Annotated in this window: 20 protein-coding genes and 3 tRNA genes; 10 read left to right on the top strand and 13 right to left on the bottom strand. The window is 63.9% G+C overall.

The genetic code is table 11. From position 1 onward, the window contains the following. The first annotated feature begins 415 nt into the window (after window positions 1-415). The 3 genes from LDZ23_RS06855 to pgi all read left to right on the top strand — a co-directional run bounded on the left by LDZ23_RS06855 (window position 416) and on the right by pgi (window position 5,176). Window positions 416-1,708 carry an FAD-dependent oxidoreductase gene (locus LDZ23_RS06855; RefSeq protein ID WP_244808074.1) on the top strand — a complete coding sequence of 431 codons (1,293 nt, stop codon included), beginning with the start codon at window positions 416-418 and terminating at the stop codon, window positions 1,706-1,708. A 67-nt stretch (window positions 1,709-1,775) separates the two neighbouring features. Then, the gene (locus LDZ23_RS06850) at window positions 1,776-3,338 is read left to right on the top strand and encodes an NAD(P)H-hydrate dehydratase (RefSeq protein WP_033535928.1); all 1,563 of its coding nucleotides are present in this window, start codon (window positions 1,776-1,778) and stop codon (window positions 3,336-3,338) included. A gap of 203 nt (window positions 3,339-3,541) precedes the next feature. After that, on the top strand, window positions 3,542-5,176 hold the full coding sequence (gene pgi, locus LDZ23_RS06845; protein WP_244808073.1) for a glucose-6-phosphate isomerase: 1,635 nt from the start codon (window positions 3,542-3,544) through the stop codon (window positions 5,174-5,176). Window positions 5,177-5,226: 50 nt separating this feature from the next. Here the strand turns inward: pgi and LDZ23_RS06840 are convergent, their stop codons facing one another. Next, window positions 5,227-5,928 carry an ABC transporter ATP-binding protein gene (locus tag LDZ23_RS06840; RefSeq protein WP_244808072.1) on the bottom strand — a complete coding sequence of 234 codons (702 nt, stop codon included), beginning with the start codon at window positions 5,926-5,928 and terminating at the stop codon, window positions 5,227-5,229. Here LDZ23_RS06840 and LDZ23_RS06835 point away from each other — a divergent pair. Both LDZ23_RS06835 and LDZ23_RS06830 read left to right on the top strand, forming a co-directional pair. Then, window positions 5,927-6,598: an arylesterase gene (locus LDZ23_RS06835; RefSeq protein WP_280519316.1), complete on the top strand. Its 672-nt coding sequence runs from the start codon at window positions 5,927-5,929 to the stop codon at window positions 6,596-6,598. The genes LDZ23_RS06840 and LDZ23_RS06835 overlap by 2 nt on opposite strands. A 125-nt stretch (window positions 6,599-6,723) precedes the next feature. Next, window positions 6,724-7,065: a hypothetical protein gene (locus LDZ23_RS06830; RefSeq protein ID WP_008349728.1), complete on the top strand. Its 342-nt coding sequence runs from the start codon at window positions 6,724-6,726 to the stop codon at window positions 7,063-7,065. Between the two features lie 91 nt (window positions 7,066-7,156). Here LDZ23_RS06830 and LDZ23_RS06825 read toward each other — a convergent pair whose 3' ends face one another. The 8 genes from LDZ23_RS06825 to tig form a co-directional block, all read right to left on the bottom strand. Further along, complete coding sequence (locus tag LDZ23_RS06825) at window positions 7,157-9,079, bottom strand: SurA N-terminal domain-containing protein (protein ID WP_244808071.1); 1,923 nt, start codon at window positions 9,077-9,079, stop codon at window positions 7,157-7,159. Window positions 9,080-9,333: 254 nt separating this feature from the next. After that, window positions 9,334-9,410 (bottom strand) — tRNA-Asp (locus LDZ23_RS06820). A gap of 25 nt (window positions 9,411-9,435) precedes the next feature. Next, a tRNA-Val gene (locus LDZ23_RS06815) sits at window positions 9,436-9,511 on the bottom strand. Between the two features lie 76 nt (window positions 9,512-9,587). Further along, a complete protein-coding gene (locus tag LDZ23_RS06810; protein ID WP_279613068.1) occupies window positions 9,588-9,920 on the bottom strand; it encodes an HU family DNA-binding protein in 333 nt (110 codons plus the stop codon). 210 nt (window positions 9,921-10,130) lie between these two features. Further along, window positions 10,131-12,554: an endopeptidase La gene (lon, locus tag LDZ23_RS06805; RefSeq protein ID WP_008349749.1), complete on the bottom strand. Its 2,424-nt coding sequence runs from the start codon at window positions 12,552-12,554 to the stop codon at window positions 10,131-10,133. Window positions 12,555-12,740: 186 nt separating this feature from the next. Further along, window positions 12,741-14,012: an ATP-dependent Clp protease ATP-binding subunit ClpX gene (gene clpX / locus LDZ23_RS06800; RefSeq protein WP_008349753.1), complete on the bottom strand. Its 1,272-nt coding sequence runs from the start codon at window positions 14,010-14,012 to the stop codon at window positions 12,741-12,743. A gap of 173 nt (window positions 14,013-14,185) precedes the next feature. Further along, window positions 14,186-14,839 (bottom strand): ATP-dependent Clp endopeptidase proteolytic subunit ClpP, encoded by a 654-nt coding sequence (gene clpP / locus LDZ23_RS06795; protein ID WP_008349755.1) that lies wholly within the window; start codon window positions 14,837-14,839, stop codon window positions 14,186-14,188. 138 nt (window positions 14,840-14,977) lie between these two features. Further along, window positions 14,978-16,324: a trigger factor gene (tig, locus tag LDZ23_RS06790; RefSeq protein ID WP_008349757.1), complete on the bottom strand. Its 1,347-nt coding sequence runs from the start codon at window positions 16,322-16,324 to the stop codon at window positions 14,978-14,980. Window positions 16,325-16,852: 528 nt separating this feature from the next. Here tig and LDZ23_RS06785 point away from each other — a divergent pair. Then, complete coding sequence (locus LDZ23_RS06785) at window positions 16,853-18,001, top strand: glycerate kinase family protein (protein WP_008349758.1); 1,149 nt, start codon at window positions 16,853-16,855, stop codon at window positions 17,999-18,001. 24 nt (window positions 18,002-18,025) lie between these two features. On the opposite strand, the gene LDZ23_RS06780 is transcribed toward LDZ23_RS06785, so the two are convergent. Together LDZ23_RS06780 and LDZ23_RS06775 are read right to left on the bottom strand one after the other, a co-directional pair. Further along, a complete protein-coding gene (locus LDZ23_RS06780; RefSeq protein ID WP_244808070.1) occupies window positions 18,026-19,456 on the bottom strand; it encodes a PepSY-associated TM helix domain-containing protein in 1,431 nt (476 codons plus the stop codon). 141 nt (window positions 19,457-19,597) lie between these two features. Then, entirely contained in the window at window positions 19,598-19,966 is a 369-nt protein-coding gene (locus LDZ23_RS06775; RefSeq protein ID WP_008349763.1) for a DUF2946 domain-containing protein, read from the bottom strand. 272 nt (window positions 19,967-20,238) lie between these two features. Between LDZ23_RS06775 and LDZ23_RS06770 the strand changes: the two genes are divergently transcribed. Both LDZ23_RS06770 and LDZ23_RS06765 read left to right on the top strand, forming a co-directional pair. After that, window positions 20,239-20,325: transfer RNA gene (locus LDZ23_RS06770), tRNA-Leu, on the top strand. Between the two features lie 168 nt (window positions 20,326-20,493). Then, a complete protein-coding gene (locus LDZ23_RS06765; protein ID WP_175982919.1) occupies window positions 20,494-21,336 on the top strand; it encodes a squalene/phytoene synthase family protein in 843 nt (280 codons plus the stop codon). Here the strand turns inward: LDZ23_RS06765 and LDZ23_RS06760 are convergent. Both LDZ23_RS06760 and LDZ23_RS06755 read right to left on the bottom strand, forming a co-directional pair. Further along, window positions 21,333-22,184 (bottom strand): DUF1501 domain-containing protein, encoded by an 852-nt coding sequence (locus LDZ23_RS06760; RefSeq protein WP_244808069.1) that lies wholly within the window; start codon window positions 22,182-22,184, stop codon window positions 21,333-21,335. The genes LDZ23_RS06765 and LDZ23_RS06760 overlap by 4 nt on opposite strands. 16 nt (window positions 22,185-22,200) lie before the next feature. Then, entirely contained in the window at window positions 22,201-22,566 is a 366-nt protein-coding gene (locus LDZ23_RS06755) for a hypothetical protein (RefSeq protein ID WP_008349768.1), read from the bottom strand. 244 nt (window positions 22,567-22,810) lie between these two features. Between LDZ23_RS06755 and ompR the strand changes: the two genes are divergently transcribed. Next, window positions 22,811-23,536, top strand: coding sequence for a two-component system response regulator GluR (gene ompR / locus LDZ23_RS06750; RefSeq protein ID WP_008349770.1), 726 nt, complete (start codon window positions 22,811-22,813; stop codon window positions 23,534-23,536). 61 nt (window positions 23,537-23,597) lie between these two features. After that, the gene (locus tag LDZ23_RS06745) at window positions 23,598-24,962 is read left to right on the top strand and encodes a two-component system sensor histidine kinase GluS (protein ID WP_008349773.1); all 1,365 of its coding nucleotides are present in this window, start codon (window positions 23,598-23,600) and stop codon (window positions 24,960-24,962) included. The last annotated feature ends 160 nt before the right edge of the window (window positions 24,963-25,122 follow it).

The raw sequence follows: 25,122 nt of genomic DNA, 5'->3' as shown, positions 1-25,122 counted from the left end.
CGCTCGATCGCTTTTTGCAAACCGGATATTCGCAAATTCGGACTCGAGCACGCTAAACGGCGTGAGGCGAAAGGAAGACCGCGATTATAACCCGGAAGCGTCTCGAAATCGGCCGGGGCGGTCCGTCCGCGTGGCGCGCCACGGTGCAGCGGCGACGCGAAACGGATCGTCGCGCATCCCGAAATTGTCCGCGCCGGGCCGGCCATCGGGGATCGAGCGTGCCGCGGGCCACATGAGCGCCCGGCTCGCCGTCCCCCGCAAACGATTTTGGCGCTATCATGGCGCGCTTTCTTCGGGTACGGCGCGTGCCGAATCACGCCGCCAGCCTGTCGTTTCACCGTCAACGCAGCAGCCGGGCGTCCGTGCCCGAGCGTCACGCCGCACTGCAATCTCGCGCCTTCGGGCACAAAAAGTCATGGATGTCATCGTCATCGGCGGAGGAATCGCCGGCATCGCCACCGCCTATCAATTACATGCGGCCGGTCATCGCGTGTGCGTGGTCGAGCGCCACGCGACCGTCGCGCAAGGCGCCACCTACGGCCAGGGCGGCGCGCTGCTGCCCTCGCCGCTCGATGTCTGGTTCGGGCCGACGTTCATGGCGTCGAGCCGCTCGAAGCAAAGCGGCATGGTGGTCAAGACCGGCTTCGACTCGGCCGCGCGCGATTTTCTGAAGCAGCTCGCGACGCTGCGCGATCCCGAGGCGTTCGCGGCGCAGTACGCGCATCTGCAGCCGCTCGTCGATGTGTCGCGGCGCGTGCTCGCGGACATCGAAAGCCGGCTGGAACTCGATTTCGAGCAGCGCCGCGGCGTGCTGCACGTCTTCAGGCAGCCGCGCGAGCTCGAAGACGCGCAGCCGGCCATCGATCTGCTCAGAAGTTGCGGCGTTGCGCATCAACTGCTGACGCCCGAGGAATGCGTCGCCATCGAGCCTTCCGTGCCGGATTTCCCGGAATTCGCGGGCGGCGTGCTGCTGCCCGACGAGCGCACCGCGAACTGTCCGCTCTTCACCAAGCAACTGAAGCAGGTGCTCGAAGACGGCGGCGTGCAGTTCCGCATGCATCGCGCGGTGGCGTCGCTGCGTCTGGACGATGGCCGCGCGGCCGTCCAGCTCGCCGGTCCCCACGAAGGCAAAAAGCGCAGCGCCGATGTCGAGCTCATCACGGCGGACGCCATCGTCGTCGCGGCGGGCACGGGCACGCCGGGGCTCATCGGCGGCTCCAAGTCGGCGTCGTCGCTCTTTCCGCTGCGCGTGCATACGCTCACCGCGCCCGTCGCGTACGAGGAGCGCGCGCCGCATCTGACGGTCGTCGATTCGATCAAGCGCATCACGATGACGCGCATCAACCAGCGGCTGCGCGTGGGCGGCGCGGGCGTGTTCCAGAGCGCGTCCAAGGCCGACAAGCCGCTCGACGCCTCGCTCTCGCGCCGCGCGCTCGATCTGCTCGGCCAAGGCACGCACGACTGGATTCCGGGCGCGGCGCGCGTCTCCGCTGCGCGCGCGTGGGAAGGGCTGCGCCTCGTCACCGCCGACGGCCTGCCGCTCGTCGGCGCGACGCGCCATCCGCGGCTTTTCGTGAACGCCGCGCACGGCCCGGCGGGCTGGGGCCTCGCGTGCGGGTCTGCTAAAGTGATCGCGGATCTCGTTTCCGGCGTTACGCCCGATGTTCCCGCCGATACCCTTGCCGCGCTGAGCCCCGAACGCTTCTAGCAGCGCGCTGCGACGGGCACGAATGCTGCGGACGCCGGGTTTCCAAAGCGCTTTCCCGCCCGCCGCCATGACCGCTGCCCGCTCGCCCTATTTCACTCCCAAAGACGATCCGCTCACGCTTCTGACGCTCGCCGAGCTGCGCACGCTCGAAGCGCGCGCAGCCGCCGCGCTGCCGCCGCATACGCTGATGGCGCGCGCGGGCGCGGCCGCCGCGCAATGCGTCATCGATGCGCTGGAGCACGATCCGGATTCGCGTGCGTTGCCGGTGTGGCTCGCGGCCGGCCCCGGCAACAACGGAGGCGACGCGCTGGTGATGGCCGAGCGCCTGCATCGCGCGGGCATTCCGGTGCGCGTGTGCATGCCGGTCGAAGTGAAGCCCGACGACGCGCGCTGGGCGCTCGACGCGGCGCGCGCGGCCGGCGTCTCGATCGACGACAAGCCGCCCGCCTCGTTCGACGGCGTCGGCTGGCTCGTCGACGGCATGTTCGGCATCGGTCTCACGCGGCCGCTCGAAGGCGTGTTCGCGGAAATCGCCGCGCGCATGACGCGCCGCGCGCGCGCGTCGGGGCGCGTGCTCGCGCTCGACGTCCCGAGCGGCCTGAACAGCGACACCGGCGCGCCCGTGAACGGCGGCGAAGCCGTGCGCGCAACGGACACGATCACCTTCATCGGCGCGAAGCCGGGGCATTTCACGTCGCTGGGCCGCGATCTGACGGGACGCCTTTTCGTTTCGACGCTGGAAGTCGATGCGAGCGCGGCGCCGTCGATCGTGCTCAACGCGCCCGCGCTATTCGGCGCATGCATGCCGCCACGCGACAACGCGACCCACAAAGGCACGTTCGGCTCGCTCGCGGTGGTCGGCGGCGATACCGGCATGTGCGGCGCGCCGGTTCTCGCCGCGCGCATGGCGCTCTACGGCGGCGCGGGCAAGGTGCACGTCGCGTTTCTTGGCGAAGGCTTTCCGCCTTACGATCCGCCGCATCCCGAGCTGATGCTGCATCACGTCGATGACCTCGCGCTCGACAGGATGGACGCGCTCGCCATCGGCTGCGGCATGGGCCCGAGCGAGCGCGCCAAGACGGTGCTGACCGACGCGCTGAAGCTCGATGTCCCGAAATTGCTCGATGCCGACGCGCTCAATCTCATCGCGAAAGACGACGCGCTCGCCTCCGCCGTCGCGGCGCGCGGCGCGCAGGGCGATCCGTGCATCCTCACGCCGCATCCGCTGGAAGCCGCGCGGCTATTGCAAACCGACGCGAAAGCCGTTCAGGCCGATCGCATCGCGGCCGCGCGCCAGCTCGCCGCGCGCTATGCGGCCATTGCGGTGCTCAAGGGCTCCGGCACCGTGATCGCCTCGCCCGATGGCCGCGTCGCCGTCAATCCGACCGGCAACGCGGGACTCGCCACGGGCGGCACCGGCGACGTGCTCGGCGGATTGATCGGAGCATTGCTCGCGCAGAAGCTCCCTGCATACGAAGCGGCGCTCGCGGGCGTCTGGCTGCACGGCCTCGCCGCGCAGACGCTCAGCGACGGCGGCATCGGCCCGGCCGGATTGACTGCCGGAGAACTCGCGCCCGTCGTGCGAAGTCTCATCAACCGCCGCTTTTACGCGGAGCACGCGCGCAACTGACGGTTTTCGCGCGTCCCATTGCAAGGCCGCCGTGACGCTTTGCAAGCATCCGTTCATGCATCGTCGCTATACTCTTTTTTGATTCGGGCAACCGCGGCCGCTCACATCTGCTTCAGTCGCGTTCACCAGACACGACGCACAGGCAGGCGAGCCGCAATCGCACGAACGTATTCCTCTGTCACCTTCAGACTAACGGACCGCTCATGACCCAAAACTCGATGCTCAACTCGCTTCCTGCCTGGTCGGCGCTCCAGACGCATTACGATGCCATCTCCGGCGAGTGCCTGCGCGACTGGTTCGCGCCGCAGAACGACACCGCGCCGACGCGCGCCGAGCGCCTCACTTTCGCGGGCGGCGGCCTCGCCATCGACTTTTCGAAGAACCGCGTGAAGGACGAAACGCTCAAGCTGCTCGTCGAAGTCGCGCAGCAGGCGAAAGTCACCGAACGCCGCGACGCGATGTTCCGTGGCGATATCGTCAACATCACCGAACATCGCGCCGTGCTGCATACCGCGCTGCGCGCGCAGTCGCCGGATGCGCCCTTCCACGAGCAGGTGCAGAAGGAAAAGGCCAAGATGGCCGCCTTCGCCGACAAGGTCCGCGACGGCTCGTGGACGGGCTATACCGGCAAGCGCATTCGCCATGTTGTGAATATCGGCATCGGCGGATCGGATCTCGGGCCGAAGATGGTCGTGCACGCGCTGCATCATCTGGCGTCGAAGGATCTGGACACGCATTTCGTATCGAATGTCGACGGCGCGGATCTCTGGAACGTCCTTCAGCAAGTCGACGCCGAAGAAACGCTCGCGATCGTCGTCTCAAAGACCTTCACGACGCTCGAGACGATGACGAACGCGCATTCGATGCGCGACTGGTTCCTGAAGTCCGGCTGCCCCGAAGATCAGCTCGCGAAGCATTTCGTCGGCGTGTCGGCGAATCCGGCTGAAGTGGTCAAGTTCGGCATCGCGAAGGAAAACGTCTTCGAGATGTGGGACTGGGTCGGCGGACGCTACTCGCTGTGGTCGGCGGTGGGGCTGTCGATCATGCTGTCGGTGGGTCCGCAGAATTTCGACGCGCTGCTGCAAGGCGCGGCCGCGATGGACGAGCACTTCCGCACCGCGCCGCTCGACAAGAACCTGCCGGTGCTGATGGGCATGATCGGCATCTGGTATCGCAATTTCTTCGGTTCGCAGAGCGATCTCGTCGCGCCGTATTCGCAGGCGCTGCACTATCTGCCTTCGTATCTCCAGCAGCTCGAAATGGAGAGCAACGGCAAGTCGGCGCGTCTCGACGGCAAGATGGTCGATTACCCGACCGCCGCCGTGATCTGGGGCGAGCCTGGCACGAACGGCCAGCACGCGTTCTTCCAGATGCTGCATCAAGGACCGACGATCATTCCGATCGACTTCATCGCCGTGCTGACGCCGGAGCATCCGCTCGTCGATCATCACGCGAAGCTGCTCGCCAACTGCTTCGCGCAGAGCGAGGCGCTCATGCTCGGCCGCACGCTCGAAGAAGCGAAGAAGGTCGCGGGTCCGGGCAAGGAGGAACTGGCGACGCATCTGAGCTTCCCCGGCAACCGTCCGACGACGACCATCATGCTCGACGCGCTCACGCCCCAGTCGCTCGGCGCGCTCATCGCGCTCTACGAGCACAAGGTGCTGGTGCAGGGCACGGTGTGGGACATCAACTCGTTCGATCAGTGGGGCGTGGAGCTCGGCAAGATTCTCGGCAAGGTCGTCGAGGCCGATATCACCGCCGCGAGCGCCGATCCGGCCAAGCACGATTCGTCGACATCTGCGTTGATCGCGCGTGCGCGCGAGGCTTTGAAGCGCTGAAGCGCGCGTTGAAGAAGGTGGCCCGCGGCGCTTCGGCGTCGCGGGTTTTTTTATACGCCGATGCCGTTGACGAGCCGCCCCGCTTCGATCGTCACCGTCGCGTCGCAGCGCTCGGCGAGTTCGGCGTCGTGCGTGACGAGCACGAGCGTCGCGCCGTTGCGGCGGTTCATCTCGAACATCAGGTCGATGATCGCGTAGCCCGTGGCGGCATCGAGGCTGCCCGTGGGTTCGTCGGCGAAGAGCACGGCCGGATGCGTGACGAAGGCACGCGCGAGCGCGACGCGCTGCTGTTCGCCGCCGGAAAGCAGCTTCGGATAGTGGCCCGTGCGCTGCGCGAGACCGACCTGATCGAGAAGCGAGCGGGCGCGCGCCGCGATCTCGCCGTGCGGCATCTCGGCGCGCAGTTCGAGCGGCAGCATCACGTTTTCGAGCGCGGTCAGATGCGGCATCAACTGGAACGACTGAAACACGAAGCCGACCGCGCCGCTTCTGAGCGCGGCCCGTTCGTCTTCGTTCAGGGTCGACAGCTCCTTGCCGAGCAGACGAACCGAGCCCTCGCTCGCGCTGTCCAATCCGGCGAGCAGGCCGAGCAATGTCGACTTGCCCGAGCCCGATGCACCGACGATCGCGACGCTGCTGCCCTTCGCGATCGACAGATCGATCTGATCGAGAATCGTGAGCTCGCCCGTTGCGTCCTTCACTCGCTTGCTTAACCCCCGAACTTCGATGACCGGCTCGATATTGTTTTGCATGGACACTCTGAAAATTAACTTGCGCGGCCTCGTGCCGGCGATCCTGTTGATGGCGGCATGTTCGGCGACAGCGCATGCCGCCGATGCGCAAGCCGCAGCGCAACCGAAGCCCGCGATCGTCGTGCTGGGCGACAGCCTGTCGGCCGAATACGGCCTGCCGCGCGACACCGGCTGGGTCAACCTCTTGCGCGACAAGCTTGCGAAGGAGCGTTTCGATTATAGCGTCGCCAATTCGAGCATCAGCGGGGACACCACGAGCGGCGGGCGCGCACGATTGACCGCGGTGCTTTCTCGCCTGAAGCCCGCGGTCGTGATCGTCGAACTCGGCGCGAACGATGCGCTGCGCGGCGTGCCGCTCGCGACGACGGAGACGAATCTGCGCAGCATCGTCGATGCCTCGCAGGCGGCGCATGCGAAGGTTTTACTCATCGGCATGTACGTCCCGCCCAATTACGGCCCGGACTATACGCAAAAGTTCCACGCCGTCTATGAGCGCATCGCGAAGGAGAAGAACGTGCCGCTCGTGCCGTTCCTGCTTGCCGGCATCGCTGACAAGCCCGCCATGTTCCAGGCGGACCAGATTCATCCGACGGTGCAGGCCCAGCCTTTGCTGTTGGAAAACGTCTGGCCAACCTTGAAACCCTTGCTGGGCGCCAGTGCGTCGCATTAGGACGACGCTGGCCGCGACAGCTCTTGCAGAACCAACGCGGAACACGGCCACGATTCAGATATCTGAGACTTTCGCGTAACTCTTATAACCCGCTCGTCTCGTGAGCGACTCTACAAGGAGGTCACGTGAAACTTATCCCTCTCCTCGGCCTGGCCGTCGCGCTCTCGGCTTGTGCCGCACAGCCGCCCGCCAACGTGCAACAAGTCGGCATGAGCAAGCAGGCGCCCAATGTCGTCGCGCAGTGCATCGCGCAAAAGTGGGCCGAAAAGTCACAGCAGCAGGTCGTGTCGCAGAACACGCTCGCCAACAATCAGGGCGTCGACGTCTATGTGCCCGGCCAGCAGCCGCCGAATGGCGCCGCCGCGGTGGTGCAGCCAGCGCGCTCGGGCTCCGGTACGTGGGTCGGTTTCCGCGCCTCGGGCGCTGCCGGCAGTCAGGCAACCGGCGATATTCAGGCTTGCCTGTAAGCATCGTGCTTGCCGTCTCGTAGCGGCGTAGCAAAGCAAAAAAGCCCCGCTTTCTTTCGGAAGCGGGGCTTTTCGATGATGTCAGCGCCGATCAGTTCGACGACGGTGCCGGCGCCTGGCTCAGCTTGACCTTCGAGCGAGCCTTCAGCGAGTTGAGGTACGCCTCCATGTCGGCCTGCGCGTAGACCTGCGCGACTTGCTGCTGTGCGCCGGCGAGACGATCGGCGGCGACCGGCGCGGCCTTCTCGATGCCGTTCACACGATAAATCGCGTAGCCTTCCGCACCGAGATCGACGCCGACATACGACGGCAGCTTCGATCCATCCGCCTTGAAGATCGCGCTCAACGCGACGGGCGGCAAGCCTTGCGCGTCATTGCGCGAGACGGTGATAGGCGACGTGAAGCCGTCGGTCGACTTCGACTTCTGCAGATCCGCGAGCTTCGCCTCGCCTTCCTTCTTCGCCATCGCCGCAGCCATTTCCGCGACGACCTTCTTGCGCACGTCGTCCTTCACGACGTCGAACGCGGGAACGGTCGAGGCCTTGTAGTCGGTGACGCGCGCGGCGATCAGCGTGTTGTTGCCGACGTCGATTGCCTGCGTGTTGTTGCGGTCCTTCACGGCATCCGGCGCGAACACGGCCGCGAGGAACTTCGGATTGTTGAGCGGATTGTCTTGCGGCAATTGCGGATTCGGCTTCGGACCGACCGTTGCGCTCTGCACAGTCAGCTTGTACTTGTCCGCGGCCGGCTGCAGCGACTTGGCCTTCTCGTAGACGAGATCGGTGAAGCCTTGCGCGTCGTCGGCGAAACCCTTCGTGCCCTGTTGAGCCGCGTAATCCTTCGCGATCGAGTCCTTCACTTCGTCGAACGGCTTCGTCACGGAAGGCTTCACGTCGGTCGCCTGAATGATGTGATAGCCAAAATCCGACTCGACGATATTGCTGACTTCGCCCTTCTTCAGGCCGAATGCGGCGTCGTCGAAAGCCTTGCCGCCCGCGATCTGACCGCGCGCGAAGTAGCCGAGATCGCCGCCCTTGCCTGCAGAGCCGGGATCGTCGGAGTTCTTCTGCGCGATTTGCGCGAACTGATCCGGATGCGCCTTGACTTGCGCGAGCAGGTCTTCGGCCTTCTGCTTGGCCTTCGCCTTGTCGGCCGCGCTCGCGTCCTTCGGTGCGTTCACGAGAATGTGGCTCGCGCGCACTTGCGCTTCGGTGCGATAGCGCTGGATGTTGTCGTCGTAGTACTTCTTGAGATCGGCGTCGCTCGGCTTCGATGCGGCCGCGATCGTCGATGGCGACAGCAGCAGATACTGGATCGTGGCGGTTTCGGGCGTCGCGAAATCGTTGCGATGCGCTTCGTAGTAGGCGGTGAGTTGCGCGTCGGTCGGCTGGACCTTCGCGGTGTAGTCGGCCGCGCGCAGCGACAGACCCTGCACCGAGCGCTTCTGTTCCGCGAGTTCGGTCAGGCTTTGCGCGAGCGACTTCGACGTGAACGCCGTGCCTTGAATGCTGCCCGGAATCTGTCCGGTCGCGATCGAGTAGCGCATGCGCTCGTCGTACTGCGCGGGCGTCATGCCCTGCATCGCGAGCAGTTGCTTGTAGCGATCGAGGTCGATGCTGCCGTCGGGCTTCTTGAGCGACGAGATCACCGGATCGTTGAGCAGCGCCCGGCGCACGGCGTCGTCGGAGGCGGTCAGATGCAGACGCTGCGTTTCGTCGGCCATCGCGCGTTGCTGCACGAGACTATCGACCATCGCGGCGCGCGCTTCGGGCGTGTCGAACATCTTGGCGTCGAATTGGGAACCGAGCATCGAGCGGGCGCGGTCCACCTGCTGGCGGAAAGCGCTGTCGAATTCGGCGCGCGTGATCTTGTGGCCATTCACGCTGGCGACGTAGGAACTTTCGTCGAAATAGTTGCTGAAGCCCTGAATCCCGACCATGCCCAGACCGGGCACGATGATCAGGATCAGCAGAGCCATCATCAGGCGCTGGTGATTACGGAAGAAGTCGAGCATGCGTAGCGCTGCGTGGTTATAACAAAACGCTCGATATTACAACAGTGGACGAGGAAAAGGCGAAAGGCGGGCGGGATTTGCACCGCCCGATGTGAAATTGTCGCGTCCCCTTTTCGTAACGGGCGATGTTTCAGTTGAAAGTTTGCGTCCAGCAAGCATTCAATGATGCGAAGCAATGATTAGCATTCTTAACGAGCACGCGCCAAAACAAAAATCCCGCAAGCCGTGAAGCTTACGGGATTTTTTGTCGAATCTGGCGGAGCGGACGGGACTCGAACCCGCGACCCCCGGCGTGACAGGCCGGTATTCTAACCGACTGAACTACCGCTCCGGGTAGCGCGCAATGAACTGTGACCTGGTGGGTGCTGAGAGGCTCGAACTCCCGACCTACGCCTTGTAAGGGCGCCGCTCTACCAACTGAGCTAAGCACCCGGTCCGCAATTCACTCGGTTTGCGCTGCTGCTGGATTCAGACTTCGTTTTACGAAGGTCCGTATCCAGCGAGTCCGCTAGTTTAGCGCATCCTTCAGCGCTTTGCCAGGGCGAAATTTCGGCACTTTCGCGGCCTTGATCTTGATCTCATCGCCCGTGCGCGGATTGCGCCCCGTGCGCGCGGTGCGCTTGCCGACGGCAAACGTGCCGAAGCCGACGAGCGTCACGGTGCCGCCCTTCTTCAGCGTCGCGCTCACGCCGCCGATGACCGCATCGAGCGCGCGGCCGGCGGCGGCCTTGGAGATATCGGCTTGCTGCGCGATATGGTCGATCAATTCCGTCTTGTTCATTGTGATCCCCGAATCAGTATTGGCACGTTTTAATCGATGTGGTCCGGCATCGAAGCGGATGGCATCTCGATAAGATTGGATGCGGCGCCCATTTAACTTAGCCGAAAGACACGTGTCAACCGGGGTTGAGCCTTATTCGGCGCGGCCTTCGGGCGTTTTAGAAGTTCTCTTCGAAAAGCCGCGCGCAAAAAGAAAACCCGCGGGTGGTTGCCCGCGGGTTTTTAGCCTCGCTCACGCAACGCGGCGTTAAAACCGTGCCGCGACAAGCGTTCAGTGCTTCACGACTTCGCCCGTTGCTGGCGTGTCCTTCTGCTGTTCGGCTGCGACGGGCGTTGCCTTCGCTTCGTCTTCGGGCAACGACTCCGGCGCACGTTCGAGCGCCAGTTCCAGCACCCGATCGATCCAGCGAACCGGCACGATCTCGATGGCGTTCTTCACGTTGTCGGGGATGTCGGCCAGATCCTTCGTGTTTTCTTCAGGAATCAGCACGAGCTTGATGCCGCCGCGATGCGCTGCCAGCAGCTTCTCCTTCAATCCGCCGATCGGCAGCACTTCGCCGCGCAGCGTGATTTCGCCCGTCATCGCGACATCCGCGCGAACCGGAATGCCGGTCAGCACCGACACCAGCGCCGTGGTCATAGCGATACCGGCGGACGGACCGTCCTTCGGCGTCGCGCCTTCCGGCACGTGGATGTGGATGTCCTTCTTCTCGAACGACTCGTCCGTGATGCCAAGCCGGCGCGAACGTGAACGCACGACCGAGCGCGCCGCTTCGACGGATTCCTTCATCACGTCGCCGAGCGAACCCGTGCGGATCACGCCGCCCTTGCCGGGCATCACCGCTGCTTCGATCGTCAGCAGATCGCCGCCCACTTCCGTCCACGCGAGACCCGTCACCTGACCGATCTGGTTTTCCTTCGCGGCCAGACCGAAGTCGTACTTGCGCACGCCGAGGAAGGTGTCGAGGTTGGAGCCGTCGACCTTCACGGCGCCTTCCGCCTTCTTGAGCAGCAGCATCTTCACGACCTTGCGGCAGATCTTCGACACTTCACGCTCGAGCGAACGCACGCCCGCTTCACGCGTGTAGTAGCGAATGATGTCGCGGATCGCTTGTTCCGTGACGTCGATCTCGCCGTCCTTCAGGCCGTTGTTGCGCTTCTGCTTCGGCAACAGGTAACGCGTCGCGATGCTGACCTTCTCGTCTTCCGTGTAACCCGACAGGCGGATGACTTCCATCCGGTCGAGCAGCGGCGGCGGAATGTTCAGCGAGTTCGACGTCGCCACGAACATCACGTCGGACAGGTCGAAGTCCACTTCGATGTAGTGGTCCGCGAACGTATGGTTCTGTTCCGGATCGAGCACTTCGAGCAGCGCGGATGCCGGATCGCCGCGGAAATCCATGCCCATCTTGTCGACTTCGTCGAGCAGGAAAAGCGGATTGCGCACGCCGACCTTCGTGAGGCTCTGCAAAATCTTGCCGGGCATCGAACCGATATACGTGCGACGGTGGCCGCGAATTTCGGATTCGTCATGCACGCCGCCGAGCGCCATACGCACGAACTTGCGGTTCGTCGCGCGAGCGATGGACTGCCCGAGCGAGGTCTTGCCGACGCCCGGAGGCCCGACCAGGCACAGAATCGGTGCCTTCACCTTCTCGACGCGTTGTTGCACCGCGAGGTACTCGAGAATGCGTTCCTTGACCTTTTCGAGACCGAAATGGTCTTCGTCGAGCACGCGCTCGGCATTCGAAAGGTCGTTGTTGACCTTGCTCTTCTTGCGCCATGGCAAGCCGATCAGCGTGTCGATGTAGTTGCGCACGACAGTCGCTTCCGCGGACATCGGCGACATCAGCTTGAGCTTTTTCAGCTCGGCGTCGGCCTTCTTCTTGGCTTCCTTCGGCATGCGCGCGGCGGCGATGCGCTTCTCGAGTTCTTCGAGATCCGCGCCCTCTTCACCTTCGCCCAGTTCCTTCTGGATCGCCTTGACCTGCTCGTTCAGGTAGTACTCGCGCTGGCTCTTTTCCATCTGACGCTTTACGCGGCCACGGATGCGCTTCTCGACCTGAAGAATGTCGATTTCGGCTTCGAGCTGGGCGAGCAGATGCTCCAGACGCTCGATCACAGGGAACATCTCGAGGATGTGCTGCTTTTGATCCAGCTTGAGCGGCAGATGCGCGGCGATAGTGTCGGCAAGACGACCCGCCTCGTCGATGCCCGACAGCGACGTCAGGATCTCCGGCGGAATCTTCTTGTTGAGCTTCACGTACTGATCGAACTGCGACACGATCGCGCGGCGCAGCGCTTCGGTTTCGGCGCTATCGGCGTGATCCGGCTCGAGCGGCATCACATCGCAGGAAAATTGCGTTTCCTGCTCTTCGATCGACAGCGTTTTCGCGCGCTGCAGGCCTTCGACGAGCACTTTCACCGTGCCGTCGGGCAGTTTCAGCATTTGCAGGATGTTGGCGACACACCCTACTTCATACATGTCCTTTTCGGTCGGCTCGTCCTTCGCCGCCGTTTTCTGGGCGACGAGCATGATGTGCTTGCCGCCTTCCATCGCGGCTTCGAGTGCCTTGATCGACTTGGGCCGCCCGACGAAGAGCGGAATCACCATATGCGGGAAAACGACTACGTCGCGCAGCGGGAGCAGCGGCAGCGTAATGCGTTCCTGCGGGAGGAGTTGGGTTCCTGACATTTCATTTCCCCATTAGTGGAATCAGTTCAGTCGTAAATAAGGCCGGTCAGAGCTATTGCAAGCCTTTATCGGAAGGGAAAAGTCGTTAGTCAAAGATCGCGTCAGTAACGTCCACAAGATAAACCGACAAAAATAAAAGGCCGTTCACGTCGCCATGAACGGCCTTTCGCCGACACACAGCCTGCTTCAGTTCGATCCTGCTACTTTCGGTGCGTCTTCGTAGATGAGCAGCGGCTTGCCGTCTCCGTCGATCGTGTTGTCGTCGACGATCACCTTCGAAACGCCCTTCATGGTCGGCAGTTCGTACATTACGTCGAGCAACGCCTGTTCCAGAATCGAACGCAGCCCGCGCGCGCCGGTCTTGCGGCGAATGGCCTTCTGCGCGATGGCCTGAAGCGCCGCCGGACGGATTTCCAGTTCGACGCGCTCCATTGCGAAGAGCTTGTGATACTGCTTCACGAGCGCGTTCTTCGGCTCGATCAGGATCTTCACCAGCGCGGCTTCATCGAGCTTGCCGAGCGTCGCCACGACGGGCAGACGGCCGATCAGCTCCGGAATCAGGCCGAACTTGATCAGGTCTTCCGGCTCGACTTCGCGCAGCACTTCGCCCGCGTCGCGATCCTGCTTGCTCTTCACGCTCGCGCCGAAACCGATGCCGGTCTTCTCTGTGCGATCCGTGATGACCTTTTCCAGTCCGTCGAACGCGCCGCCGCAGACGAACAGGATGTTGGTCGTATCGACCTGGATGAAATCCTGATTCGGATGCTTGCGTCCGCCTTGCGGCGGCACCGACGCCATCGTGCCTTCGATCAGCTTCAGCAACGCCTGCTGCACGCCCTCGCCCGACACGTCGCGCGTAATGGACGGGTTGTCCGACTTGCGGCTGATCTTGTCGATCTCGTCGATGTACACGATTCCGCGCTGCGCCTTGTCGACTTCGTAATTGCAATTCTGCAGCAGCTTCTGAATGATGTTCTCGACGTCCTCGCCGACATAGCCGGCTTCGGTCAGCGTCGTTGCATCGGCGATCACGAACGGCACATTCAGCATGCGCGCCAATGTCTGCGCGAGCAGCGTCTTGCCCGAGCCGGTCGGCCCGATCAAGAGAATGTTGCTCTTCGACAGCTCGATGTCGTCCTTCTTGTCGAGATGCTTGAGCCGCTTGTAATGGTTGTACACGGCCACCGCGAGAATTTTCTTCGCGCGTTCCTGGCCGATCACGTACTGATTGAGGATATCGCTGATTTCCTGCGGGCTCGGCAGGTCGGACTTGGTCAGCCCGGCCTCCTCCGCCGCACCGGCTGCCTCGTCGCGAATGATCTCGTTGCACAGGTCGATGCATTCATCGCAGATGAACACCGACGGCCCAGCGATGAGCTTCTTCACCTCATGCTGGCTCTTGCCGCAGAACGAGCAATACAGCAGCTTTTCGCTACTGGAACCTTTTTTGTCCGCCATAAATGTGTAAGCCTCCGGACACTCTTGTTACATGATACGCGCTTCGATTCCGCGACGCAGATTCGCACCCGCGAGGACCGCCGGAGCGCGTTTTGGCGTGGCGCCCAATGCGCGACTTCGCACGCTTCGCCGGCTTCGTCTCCGAGCGCCGGCGCGGCGCCGCTCCGGACGCCTCAGGGACGCTTGTGAAGCACCTGGTCGACGAGGCCGTAAGCCTGCGCGTCGTCGCCCGACATGAAGTTGTCGCGATCCGTGTCGCGCGCGATGCGCTCGACCGGCTGACCCGTGTGATGCGACAGCAACTGATTCAAACGTTCCTTCAGATACAGGATTTCCCGTGCCTGGATCTCGATGTCCGACGCCTGGCCGCGTGCGCCGCCGAGCGGCTGGTGGATCATCACGCGCGCGTTCGGCAGCGCGACGCGCTTGCCCTTCGCGCCGGCCGCCAGCAGGAATGCGCCCATGCTTGCGGCGAGGCCCATGCACAGCGTCGAAACGTCCGGCTTCACGAACTGCATGGTGTCGTAAATCGCCATGCCGGCCGAGACCGAGCCGCCAGGACTGTTGATGTACAGGCTGATGTCCTTGTCCGGGTTCTCGCTTTCGAGGAACAACAACTGTGCGACGACGAGATTCGCCGACTGGTCGTTCACTTCACCGACGAGAAACACCACGCGCTCCTTGAGGAGACGCGAGTAAATGTCATAGGCACGCTCGCCGCGGCCGCTCGTTTCCACGACCATCGGAACGAGGCCGAGCGCCTGGGCTTCGAAATCCCGCGGTGCGTGGGACGCCAACGTGTCGAGCAATTCAGCGCGAAAGGTCATGCAATTTCCTTGTTCGGAATAAGGGTACTGAACGACAAAGGAACATCCACTAGAACGGCATGCAAACGCCCAACTTTAATGCAAAAAAGGCGTGCGAGCCGTCAGTCCGACGACTCCGCACGCCCCTTGCCTAACGCGTCAGGCTTGCGCCGTTGCGCTGGCCAGTTCCTCGAAGCTGACTTCCTTGTCGGTCACCTTGGCCTTGCCCAGGACGAAATCGACGACGTTGCTTTCGACGACGTACGCTTCCATCTCGGCGAGGCGCTGCTGGTTCGAATAATACCAGCGGACGACTTCCTTCGGGTCTTCGTAGCTCTTGGCGAATTCGTCCACTTCAGCGCGGATCTGCTCGGGCTTCGCCTGCAGTTCGTTGGCCTTCACGAGTTCGGCCAGCACGAGGCCCAGCTTCACGCGACGCTCGGCCTGCTCGGCGAACATTTCGGCCGGGATCGGCGCGTCGGCTGCATTCGGCACGCCGCGTTGTTGCAGGTCCTGGCGAGCCATTTCGACGAGGCGCTGTTGATCCTGTTCGATCAGCGCCTTCGGCACGTCGAGTTCGGAGATCTTCAGGAGCGCGTCCATGACCTGATTCTTCACGATCTGCTGCGTGCGGCGCTTCGCTTCACGCTCCAGATTGTCCTTGATCTCGGCGCGCATCTTCGTGAGGTCGCCGTCTTCGATGCCGAGCGACTTCGCGAAATCGGCGTTGATTTCCGGCAGATGCGGCCATTCGATCTTCTTCACGGTGATCGTGAATTGCGCCGTCTTGCCCGCCACGTCCTTGCCGTGGTAGTCATCCGGGAACTTGAGGTCGAACGTGCGCTCTTCGCCGACCTTCAGGCCCGTCGCGGCTTGCTCGAACTCGGGCAGCATGCGGCCTTCGCCCAGCACGAATGCGAAGTCCTGTGCGCTACCGCCTTCGAACGCGACATCGTCGATCTTGCCGACGAAATCGAGCGTTACGCGGTCGCCTTCCTTGGCTGCCGTGTCCGCGCCGCCGTCGCCGTGCTCGCCGGCTTCGCCGCGGGCGTGGAAATGCACGCGCTGCTTGCGCAGGATGTCCAGCGTGCGATCGACTTCGGCTTCGGAGATGGTCGTGACCGTGCGTTCGATTTCAGCGGTCGCCACGTCGCCGAGGCGCACTTCGGGATAGACCTCGAAGGTCGCGTCGAAGGCGTAGGCGTCCGTTGCGGCTTCCGACTTCGGCGCGAAGCTCGGCTGGCCCGCGACACGCAGGTTCTCGGCGCGCGTGACATCGAAGAATTCCTTGCCGACCTTGTCGCTCAGCACTTCGGCTTCGACCTGGCCGCCATACTGTTGCGTCACCATCTTGAGCGGCACCTTGCCCGGGCGGAAACCCGGCATGCGCACATTCTTGGCCAACTGGCGGATGCGCGAATCCACTTCCTTCTGCACCGTGTCCTTCGGCAGGGAAATCGTCACGCGGCGTTCGAGCTTGCCGAGGTTCTCAACTACGTTAGCCATGGCTGAAATCGTCCTAGAGTAAATCGTAAATTCGGTGTTCGGTTCTTCCGCGGTTCTAAAGGCGCGGGTCCGGATGCGGCCTCTGCCTGAGCCGGCCGAAATCGACGCCTGGCGCCGGAAGACGCCCAGAATAAGCGTCTCGCGGGAGTGCCGGAACGTCGCCCGACACGGTGTCAGTCAACAGAGCCAAGCATTTTAGCAAACTATTCCGCGCGGTCCGCCCGACGATCCTGCAAACACTGCGTTTCGGTCCGATTTGACTCGAAAAGTGCCAGTTTTCGACGCTCATTTCGGCGTAAATCCGCGTTTTGCCGACCGGCTCTCCCGCGCAGAATTCCCGCTATCGGCACGCCGCTATTTTGCGTCGCGCGCCGCGCTGATAAGCTTGCCGGCGCATGATTCGAGCGGCGAAGCGCTCCGGCGCGCAATCCATTGCCGCAAGGCATGAAGCGCATGCGACATACGCATAGATGGAGCCTCGCCGCGGCTTTTCAATCCTTGCTTCCACATCAGAACATTCGAGACACCATGCCTAACGCCACGTCCGCTGCTCCCGTAGTTGTCATCGCTCCCGATTCGTTCAAGGGCTCGCTCTCCGCGGAAGGCGTCGCGAACGCCATCGCGGAAGGCATCAGGCGCGCGCGGCCGGACGCCGATATCCGTATCCGTCCGATGGCCGACGGCGGCGAAGGCACGCTCGACGCGATGCTCTCGGCAGGCGGCGAGCGGCGCATGCTCAACGTGCGGGGCGCGGCCGCCGCACGCCGCGACGCCGCCACGGGCCTGCTCGACGACGGCAGCGCAATTATCGAGACGGCGGAAGTCGTGGGCATCACGGATGCGGACGGCATGGCCGTGCCCGTCACCGAGCGCAGCACGCTCGGCATGGGCGAGGCGATCCGCGCGCTGCTGGATTCCGGCGCGCGCAGATTCTATGTGGCGCTCGGCGGCAGCAGCACCAACGACGGCGGCGCGGGCCTGCTCGTCGGCCTCGGGCTGAAACTCTTCGACGCAGACGGCAAGGAGCTCCATCCGGTGCCATCGGCGCTCGGGCGAGTCGCGCGCATCGACGCTTCCGGGCTCGATCCGCGCGTGAAGGACGCGGAGTTCGTCGGCATGTCCGATGTCGACAATCCGCTCACCGGCGATCACGGCGCGACGGCGGTCTTCGGGCCGCAGAAAGGCGTGACGCCGGAGCAAGTGCCCACCATCGACGCCGCCCTCGCCCATTTCGCCGATCTGCTCGAACCCGCGATGGGCGTCGCGAAACGCAGCGAACCCGGCGCGGGCGCGGCGGGCGGGCTCGGGTTCGCGCTGCACATGCTCGGCGCGCGTTTCGAGACCGGCGCGGAGGTGGTGGCGCGCGAAATCGGGCTCGACGCCGCGCTCGAAGGCGCGAACTGGCTCATCACGGGCGAAGGCCGTTCAGACGTGCAGACGCTGCATGGCAAGGCGCCGTTCATCGCCTGCAAGCACGCGCGCGATCACGGCGTGCCGGCGTCGTTGCTGTCGGGCGCCGTCGATTCGGCCGCGCTGCCGCGGCTCTCCGAATTTTTCAGCGGCTGCTTCTCGCCGGCGCCCGGCCCGATCACGCTCGAAACGGCGATCCGCGATGCGGCGCGGCTGCTCGCCAACGAAGCCGAGCAGCTCACGCGCCTCAGATTCGGTTCCAAATAAGTCCGAACGAGGCGCGCGGGTTCGTCAGGCAGCCGCGCGCTTGGCCCCGAACGCAAGCCGGTCGAAGCACCAGACGGCGAGCATGGTCGCGCCCATCAAAGGGAAAATCACGCCGAGCAACGTCAGGCTGCCGCGCCAGGCGCGCATCGGCGGGCGCTTCGTGGGCCGCGCCGGCGCGCCGAGTTCGCGCGCGGGCCGGCGTTTCATCCACATGATGAAGCCCGTCACGGACAACGCCGCGAGCCCGAGCGATATCGCCGAGCAGACGATCTGGTTCAGAAGCCCGAAGTAGCGCCCCATATGCAGCGACGTGCCGTACGAGATCACTTTCGCCACGCCGCCGTAGCTTGCGTAATCGATGTCGGACAGCACGCGGCCGCTGTATTGATCGATGTGCAGCGTGCGTTCGGCGCGCGGATCGGCGGGGAAATACGAGACCGTGTAGACGCCCGTCGGCTTGGACGGAAGCGCGATGCCGTAGTCATCCGCGACACCGTTTTTCGCGGCGAGCGCGACCACGTCGTCGATCGACACGCGCGCAGCCGAAGCCGACGCATTCGCGCCTTCCGGCACCGTTGTCGCGCCGACGGCCCACGGCGTCTGATGCAGCGGCAGATCGTCCATCTTCATCTGCATGCCGTGCATCGCGTGTTTGTTGTTCGAGGTCGCTGGGGCCGTCGAATGCACATGCGCCTCGCCCCACGCGCCCTTCGGATATCCGAGCGATGCGGTCGTCGCAAGCGCCTTGAATTGCTTGCCCCACGATCCCGACCACGGCAATCCCGAGAGAACGAAAAAGAGCGCGCCGACCGCGAGCCACACGCCGCCGACCGCATGCAGATCGCGCCACCACGCGCGCCCTTGCAGCGATAGCCGGGGCAGCCACACGCCGCCCTGTCTCGCGTTCGACCGGCTGGGCCACCACAGAGCGATACCCGTGCCGATCATCACGAGCGTCCAGCATCCGGCGAGTTCCATCAGCAGCTCGCCGGTCTTGCCGAGCATCAGGCCGCGATGCAGGTTGCGCACCTGTTTCATCAATCGATGTTCGACGGAAAGCGTGCCGAGCACGGTGCCGTCGTACGGGTTCACGTAGACGCTTTCGCTCTCGCCCGATGGCAGGCGAAAGACGAATTCGGCGCTGCGCGTGCGATCGGTTTCGATTTGCGCGAGCGTCGGTACGGTGCCGCGCGGTTCGCTCGCGGCAGCCTTGGCGAGCAGGATATCGCGGGACAGTTGCGGGGCGTGCGTGTCCGCGACGATCATCCGGTCGCGATACAGCAGCGGCTCGATCTGCGGCTGAAAACAGTAGATCGTGCCGGTGATCGCGAGCACGATGAGGAGCGGCATCACGAAGAGTGCCGCATAGAAATGCCAGCGCCACAGCGTGCGGCGATGCGCGATGACTTCCGCGCTCGGCGTCGCTGGCGCCGCGTTCAGGTCGGGTGCAAGCATGGCGAATCTCGTTGAGTATTTTTGCGATGAGCGCGCATCTGAAGTACCGTCAGTGCCGTGACGATATTCCCGACGAGCGGTCGTACGTTCATCGCGCTCATGTGCGCGACGAACATCGATGCGGTCAGACGAAGGAAGGCTTCAGGAGAGGACGGGCGGCGCGCGCGGGCTCGCGGCGTTGAAGGATTTCGAGGTGACGTCTTCGACGTTCGCGAAGGCAGGCACGCGCGTGACGCGTTCGATCAGCGCGACGTCATGCACGACGCCCGTGACGATCGGCAGATTCTGCGCGAGCAGTCCGCAGTAGGAGCAGGCGTCGACATGACTCCCGGCGTCGTGCTGGCCGGCGTGCGAGTCCGTTGCAGTCGCATCGACCGTGCAAAGCACCGCTTGCGGATTGGCGGCCTGGCGCGCGGCCAGCGTCTGACTGATGACCGGCGCGACGATGGCAAGCCACATGGCGGCGATGCCGAGCCATGCGACGAAGCGATTGCGCGCGTTGCGGTTCATGAGCGGGAATGTCGATGCCGAAGCGGAAGTGTGACGAGATTGTAGGCAGCCGATCTGCGAGCCGCAATCTTCGGGCGCGTATGGCCGGAATCGACGGCCATGCCGACGATTCTCGCGCCTCGCTTAAGCTCAGGACCGTCGACGCATTTTCGCAGACATCGCCAGATGAATGCGTTAGAATCTCGGGCTTGGCACAGTGGACCGGTGCCGGACACGGCGGCATCGCCGGGCGCGGGTCATCATCCCCAAGAGCCCAGAGCGCCTGCCGTGCTGCGAGGATGGCGAAATTGGTAGACGCACCAGGTTTAGGTCCTGACGCCCGCAAGGGTGTGCGGGTTCGAGTCCCGCTCCTCGCACCACACGAAAACCCCTTTCATCGGCAAAGGGGTTTTTTGTTTTTGCGGCCGGCTGATGCTGCCGCCGCTGCGCAGCGAAGCCGCGCCTCGCCGGATAAAATGAACGCCGCGCGGCCAACCGCACGACCAGAACCGACCCCGCCTCCCCTCGAACTCCCACAAGCTCCGTTCGTGAATTTCGACGATTACTGCCAGCAAAAAGCCGCGCCTGAAGGTTCGGGCACGTACTACGCGCTGCGCCGCGCGCCGGCTGCGAGCCAGCCGCTTCTGACCGCGCTCTATGCGCTTTATCGCGAGCTCGAAGAGACCGTGAAGGAGACGAGCGATCCGACCATCGGCCGCACCAAGCACGCATGGTGGCAAAGCGAACTCGGGCGGCTCGATGGCGGCGAGCCCACGCATCCGGTCACGAAAGCGTTGCAGGCGCACGCGGGCGATGCCGCGCATCCGGTTCTCGACGATGCCGGACGCGCATCGCTTGCCGCGATCGTCGACGGCTTCGGCATGGATCTCGATCAGGCGCGCTACCTCGACTGGCCCGGCTTGCGGCGTTACCTCGATCAGACGGGCGGCGCATTCGCGACGGCCGTTGCACGCGCGAGCGCGCGCAATCCGCAGCAGGCCGCGTCGTGGGCCGCGCCGCTCGGATCCGCGTTGCTGCTCGCCGAGCGCGTTCAGGACATCGGCGGCGATGCGCGCAATGGCCGCATCTATATTCCCATCGACGAGTTGCAGCGATTCAACGTGACGGCCGCGGACATCATCAATCGCAAGTACGGCGATACGTTCACGGACCTCATGCGCTTTCAGACCAGCCGCGCCCGCCAGGCGCTAGACGACGCGCTGGCCGCGATTCCCGCTTCGGAGCGCGCGACGCAACGCGTGCTGCGCGCGCAGGCAGCGCTGTCCTTCGCGCTTTTCGACGAGATCGAACGGGAGAACTTTCGGGTGCTGCATCAACGCATCGCACTCACGCCGATCCGCAAGCTGTGGATCACATGGAAGACGCGTTAGACGCGAAGGATCGGCAATGGCGCGAAGCGCGCGCCGAGAATCGATGACGAATCGATCTGCCCGCATGCGTCGAGCACCGTGGCATAGAGCGTTCTGAAGTCGACGCCGACGGACAAGCCGCCGTCCGCATCGAGTCGATCGAGTCGCGGTGGCATGCCGAAGAGTCCGCCGCGCACGCCTCCGCCCATCATGAAATGCGCCGCGGCCGCGCCGTGGTCGGTGCCGCCCGCGGCGTTCTCGCGCGCGGCCCGTCCGAACTCCGAGCGCGTCATCACGAGCGTGCGGCTCCATGCGCCGGACGCGATCAGCGACGCCCGCAGCGACGCGAGCCGCTCTGCCAGCGTGGCCAGCAGCGCCGCATGCCGGTGCGACTGACGCTCGTGCGTGTCGAAGCCGTGCAAGGTGATGTGCGTCACCTTCAGGTTCACGCGATCGAGCCAGCCGCCGGCGCGATATTCATCGGCATGCGATGCCGTGTCCCAGATCTGTCGCGAGCGGAAATGCGAGCGATTGGGCGCGTCATAGCCGACGCCCTGCACGATCGCCATTTCGTTGGCGCGCCACGCGCTCATCAACGGCAACAGCGACGGATGCAAGGCGGTGCGTTCATCGAGCATCAATGCGCGGTCTTTCGATATCGCGAGTTTCGGCCGCAACACGCGATAACGCGCATCGGCGATCGGGATGACTGTGTTGAGCGCATCGTTGCCGCCGTCGAGGTCGACGATCACGAGGGAGCGAATCGAAGCAGAGGAAGTGTCGGAATGTGCGATGGCGCACGCATCGCCGATGCTGCCGAGACCTCCCGCGAACGCACCGGCAATCGAGAGAAATTCACGTCGGTCCATCGCGGGCACGCGCCGCTTACCGCTTGTAGAGATCGCGCACCGCTTCTTCGATATGCTGCCGCAAGAGACGGCGCTCGTCGGCGGTCATCACGGTGTGGCGCGGCGGGCGCGCGGGCGGCGCTTGATCCACTTGCTGAATGGGTTGCATGGCCGCGGTCTTCGGATCGTGGCTCGACGACCCCGAACCTTTGCCCACGCGCTGCTGCGCGCGAATCATTCTGCCATCGAAACGATTCGGGGAACTCGCGATGCCGCGATCGAAGCCTGCCGGTTGTGCATAGGCGTGAGGCGTGCTCAGTACTGCGTAGAGCGCACTGGCAAGAAGTGTCTTTCTGAGAATGCGCTCGTTGCGCACGGGTCCGCGCTGCCGCGCTCCCTTCATGTTGTTCCCTTCGTTGCTCGACAACCGGACAGCCTCAGTCTTTTCGCGCACGTCTCGAAGCGGCTTGGTCGTGCCGCGCGACGCACTGGTCTAATGGAGTATCTACCGAATGGCGGGCTTAGGTAAAGCAGTGTACGCAGCAAACCCCTAGGCCGTGCCACAGGCCCCGTAAATTTTGTAACGAACTGTTACACTCGCTTTTGTTACAAACTCGGCGTTTGAACAAACGCGCTAAGATGCCGCCATGGAAACCAAGAACCCTTCAAAAATTCTCGTCGTCGACGACGATCCGCGCCTGCGCGATCTGTTGCGCCGATACCTCGGTGAACAGGGCTTCAACGTGTACGTTGCGGAAAACGCCCCGTCGATGAACAAGTTGTGGGTGCGCGAGCGTTTCGATCTGCTCGTCCTCGATCTGATGCTTCCCGGCGAAGACGGTCTTTCCATCTGCCGGCGTCTGCGCGGCAGCAACGATCGCACGCCGATCATCATGCTCACCGCGAAGGGTGAAGATGTCGATCGCATCGTCGGCCTCGAAATGGGCGCGGACGACTATCTGCCGAAGCCTTTCAATCCGCGCGAACTCGTCGCGCGCATTCATGCGGTGCTGCGGCGTCAGACGCCGTCCGAATTGCCGGGCGCGCCGTCAGAAACCACCGAAGTGTTCGAGTTCGGCGAATTTGCACTGAATCTCGCGACGCGCACGCTCACGAAGAACGGCCAGGAAATCCCGCTGACCACCGGCGAATTTTCGGTACTCAAAGTGTTCGCGCGCCATCCGCGCCAGCCGCTTTCGCGCGAAAAGCTGATGGAGCTCGCACGCGGCCGTGAGTACGAAGTGTTCGACCGCAGCCTCGACGTGCAGATATCGCGTCTGCGCAAGCTGATCGAGCCCGATCCCAGCAGTCCGCGTTTCATCCAGACCGTGTGGGGCCTCGGCTACGTGTTCATTCCCGACGGCGCAGCCTGATCGATCCTAAGCGAGTTTCGTCACGCTCTCTCCCCTTCACCGAGCCGAACCCGACAGACTCATGCGAATCGACAGGCGGCTACTGGCGCTCGCGTTCGGCGGCCTGTTCTGGCGAACCTTCGCGCTGATCGCGCTGCTCATCGCAGTCAGTCTCACGGCGTGGTTCCAGAGCTTTCGCGTCATCGAGCGCGAGCCGCGTGCGCAGCGCGTGGCGCTTCAGCTCGTCGCCGTGGTCAAGCTCACGCGCACCGCCCTGCTCTATTCCGACCCCGATCTGCGCCGCGCGCTGCTTCAGGATCTGGAGAGCAACGAAGGCGTGCGCGTGTATCCGCGCGAGACCACCGACAAATACAAACTCCAGCCCGATGAATCGCTCAACCGGCTGATCGAGCGCGACGTGCGCGGGCGGCTCGGCAACGAGACGATCATCGCGCAGTCGGTGAACGACATTCCGGGCGTATGGATCAGCTTCAAGATCGACGACGACGATTACTGGGTCGCCCTCGATCGCGATCAGCTCGACACCGTGACCGGCCTGCAATGGGCCGGTTGGGGCGTGTTCGCGCTCGCGCTGTCGCTGTTCGGCGCGGCGTTCATCACAAGTCTCGTGAATCGGCCATTCGCGCGTCTCGCGCTCGCCGCGCGCAAGGTCGGTTCGGGGCAATCGCCCGAACCCTTGCCCGAACGCGGCATGGGCGTTGCTGCCGAAACCAATCGAAGCTTCAACCAGATGGTGCAGGATCTCGAGCAGCTCGAGGCCGACCGTGCGCTGATGCTCGCGGGCATCTCGCACGATCTGCGCACGCCGCTTGCGCGCCTGCGGCTGGAGACGGAGATGAGCCCGTCGGACGAAGCGACCAAGCTCGCGATGATCGACGACATCGAGCAGATGGACATGATCATCGGGCGCTTTCTCGACTATGCGCGGCCGATGCAGCGCATGCCCGAGGCCGTCGACCTGTCGATGATCGCGAGCGAACTCGCCGCCCGCTTCCAGGCCGACGACGGCGTCGTCATGCGGACGGATCTCGCCCAGGGCGCGGTCATCGAAGGCGATCCGACGGATGCGCGGCGCGTGGTCGGCAACCTGCTTGAAAACGCGCGCAAGTACGGCCGCAGCGAACACGACGACATCGCCCGCATCACGCTGCAGACGCGCGTCGCGCACGGCAGGGTCGAGCTCTCCGTGATGGACGAGGGCCGCGGCATCCCCGACGATCAGGTCGCGCTCATTACGCGTCCGTTCTATCGCGTCGATACGGCGCGCACGCAGGCGAACGGCACCGGTCTCGGCATGGCGATCGTGCAGCGCCTCGTCACGCGACAGCGCGGCACGCTGCGTCTGCGCAACCGCACGCCTCTGCCCGGCTTCGAAGTCACCATCGACTTCCCGCCGATGAAAGGCGGCGTGCGCTTCGAAGGCTAGAGCGCGCCCGTTTCGGAAGCTGGAAACGGGCGAAGCACGCTTTTAATTCTGGTTAAGATGAAGCGGTTCAACGCTCGGCGCGGCCTGGCATGAACGTGTCACGCGAGCGTTACGGCGATACGGTAGTTTGGCTGGAGTTTGTCCTTTCAACGATTTCACA

It is taken from the genome of Caballeronia zhejiangensis (assembly GCF_022879815.1).
Classification (GTDB): domain Bacteria; phylum Pseudomonadota; class Gammaproteobacteria; order Burkholderiales; family Burkholderiaceae; genus Caballeronia; species Caballeronia zhejiangensis.
The sequence above is the reverse complement of the archived record's forward strand: the minus strand, read 5'-3'. Positions and strand labels throughout refer to the sequence as shown.

What these genes read in the sequence shown, in the direction of transcription:
- pgi (WP_244808073.1), top strand. Translation starts at nt 3,542, where the DNA reads ATGACCCAAAACTCGATGCTCAACTCGCTTCCTGCCTGGTCGGCGCTC.
- LDZ23_RS06825 (WP_244808071.1), bottom strand. Translation starts at nt 9,079, where the DNA reads ATGCTCGACTTCTTCCGTAATCACCAGCGCCTGATGATGGCTCTGCTG.
- LDZ23_RS06835 (WP_280519316.1), top strand. Translation starts at nt 5,927, where the DNA reads ATGGACACTCTGAAAATTAACTTGCGCGGCCTCGTGCCGGCGATCCTG.
- clpP (WP_008349755.1), bottom strand. Translation starts at nt 14,839, where the DNA reads ATGACCTTTCGCGCTGAATTGCTCGACACGTTGGCGTCCCACGCACCG.
- LDZ23_RS06775 (WP_008349763.1), bottom strand. Translation starts at nt 19,966, where the DNA reads ATGAACCGCAACGCGCGCAATCGCTTCGTCGCATGGCTCGGCATCGCC.
- tig (WP_008349757.1), bottom strand. Translation starts at nt 16,324, where the DNA reads ATGGCTAACGTAGTTGAGAACCTCGGCAAGCTCGAACGCCGCGTGACG.
- LDZ23_RS06760 (WP_244808069.1), bottom strand. Translation starts at nt 22,184, where the DNA reads ATGGACCGACGTGAATTTCTCTCGATTGCCGGTGCGTTCGCGGGAGGT.
- clpX (WP_008349753.1), bottom strand. Translation starts at nt 14,012, where the DNA reads ATGGCGGACAAAAAAGGTTCCAGTAGCGAAAAGCTGCTGTATTGCTCG.
- ompR (WP_008349770.1), top strand. Translation starts at nt 22,811, where the DNA reads ATGGAAACCAAGAACCCTTCAAAAATTCTCGTCGTCGACGACGATCCG.
- LDZ23_RS06855 (WP_244808074.1), top strand. Translation starts at nt 416, where the DNA reads ATGGATGTCATCGTCATCGGCGGAGGAATCGCCGGCATCGCCACCGCC.
- lon (WP_008349749.1), bottom strand. Translation starts at nt 12,554, where the DNA reads ATGTCAGGAACCCAACTCCTCCCGCAGGAACGCATTACGCTGCCGCTG.
- LDZ23_RS06755 (WP_008349768.1), bottom strand. Translation starts at nt 22,566, where the DNA reads ATGAAGGGAGCGCGGCAGCGCGGACCCGTGCGCAACGAGCGCATTCTC.
- LDZ23_RS06840 (WP_244808072.1), bottom strand. Translation starts at nt 5,928, where the DNA reads ATGCAAAACAATATCGAGCCGGTCATCGAAGTTCGGGGGTTAAGCAAG.
- LDZ23_RS06850 (WP_033535928.1), top strand. Translation starts at nt 1,776, where the DNA reads ATGACCGCTGCCCGCTCGCCCTATTTCACTCCCAAAGACGATCCGCTC.
- LDZ23_RS06745 (WP_008349773.1), top strand. Translation starts at nt 23,598, where the DNA reads ATGCGAATCGACAGGCGGCTACTGGCGCTCGCGTTCGGCGGCCTGTTC.
- LDZ23_RS06780 (WP_244808070.1), bottom strand. Translation starts at nt 19,456, where the DNA reads ATGCTTGCACCCGACCTGAACGCGGCGCCAGCGACGCCGAGCGCGGAA.
- LDZ23_RS06785 (WP_008349758.1), top strand. Translation starts at nt 16,853, where the DNA reads ATGCCTAACGCCACGTCCGCTGCTCCCGTAGTTGTCATCGCTCCCGAT.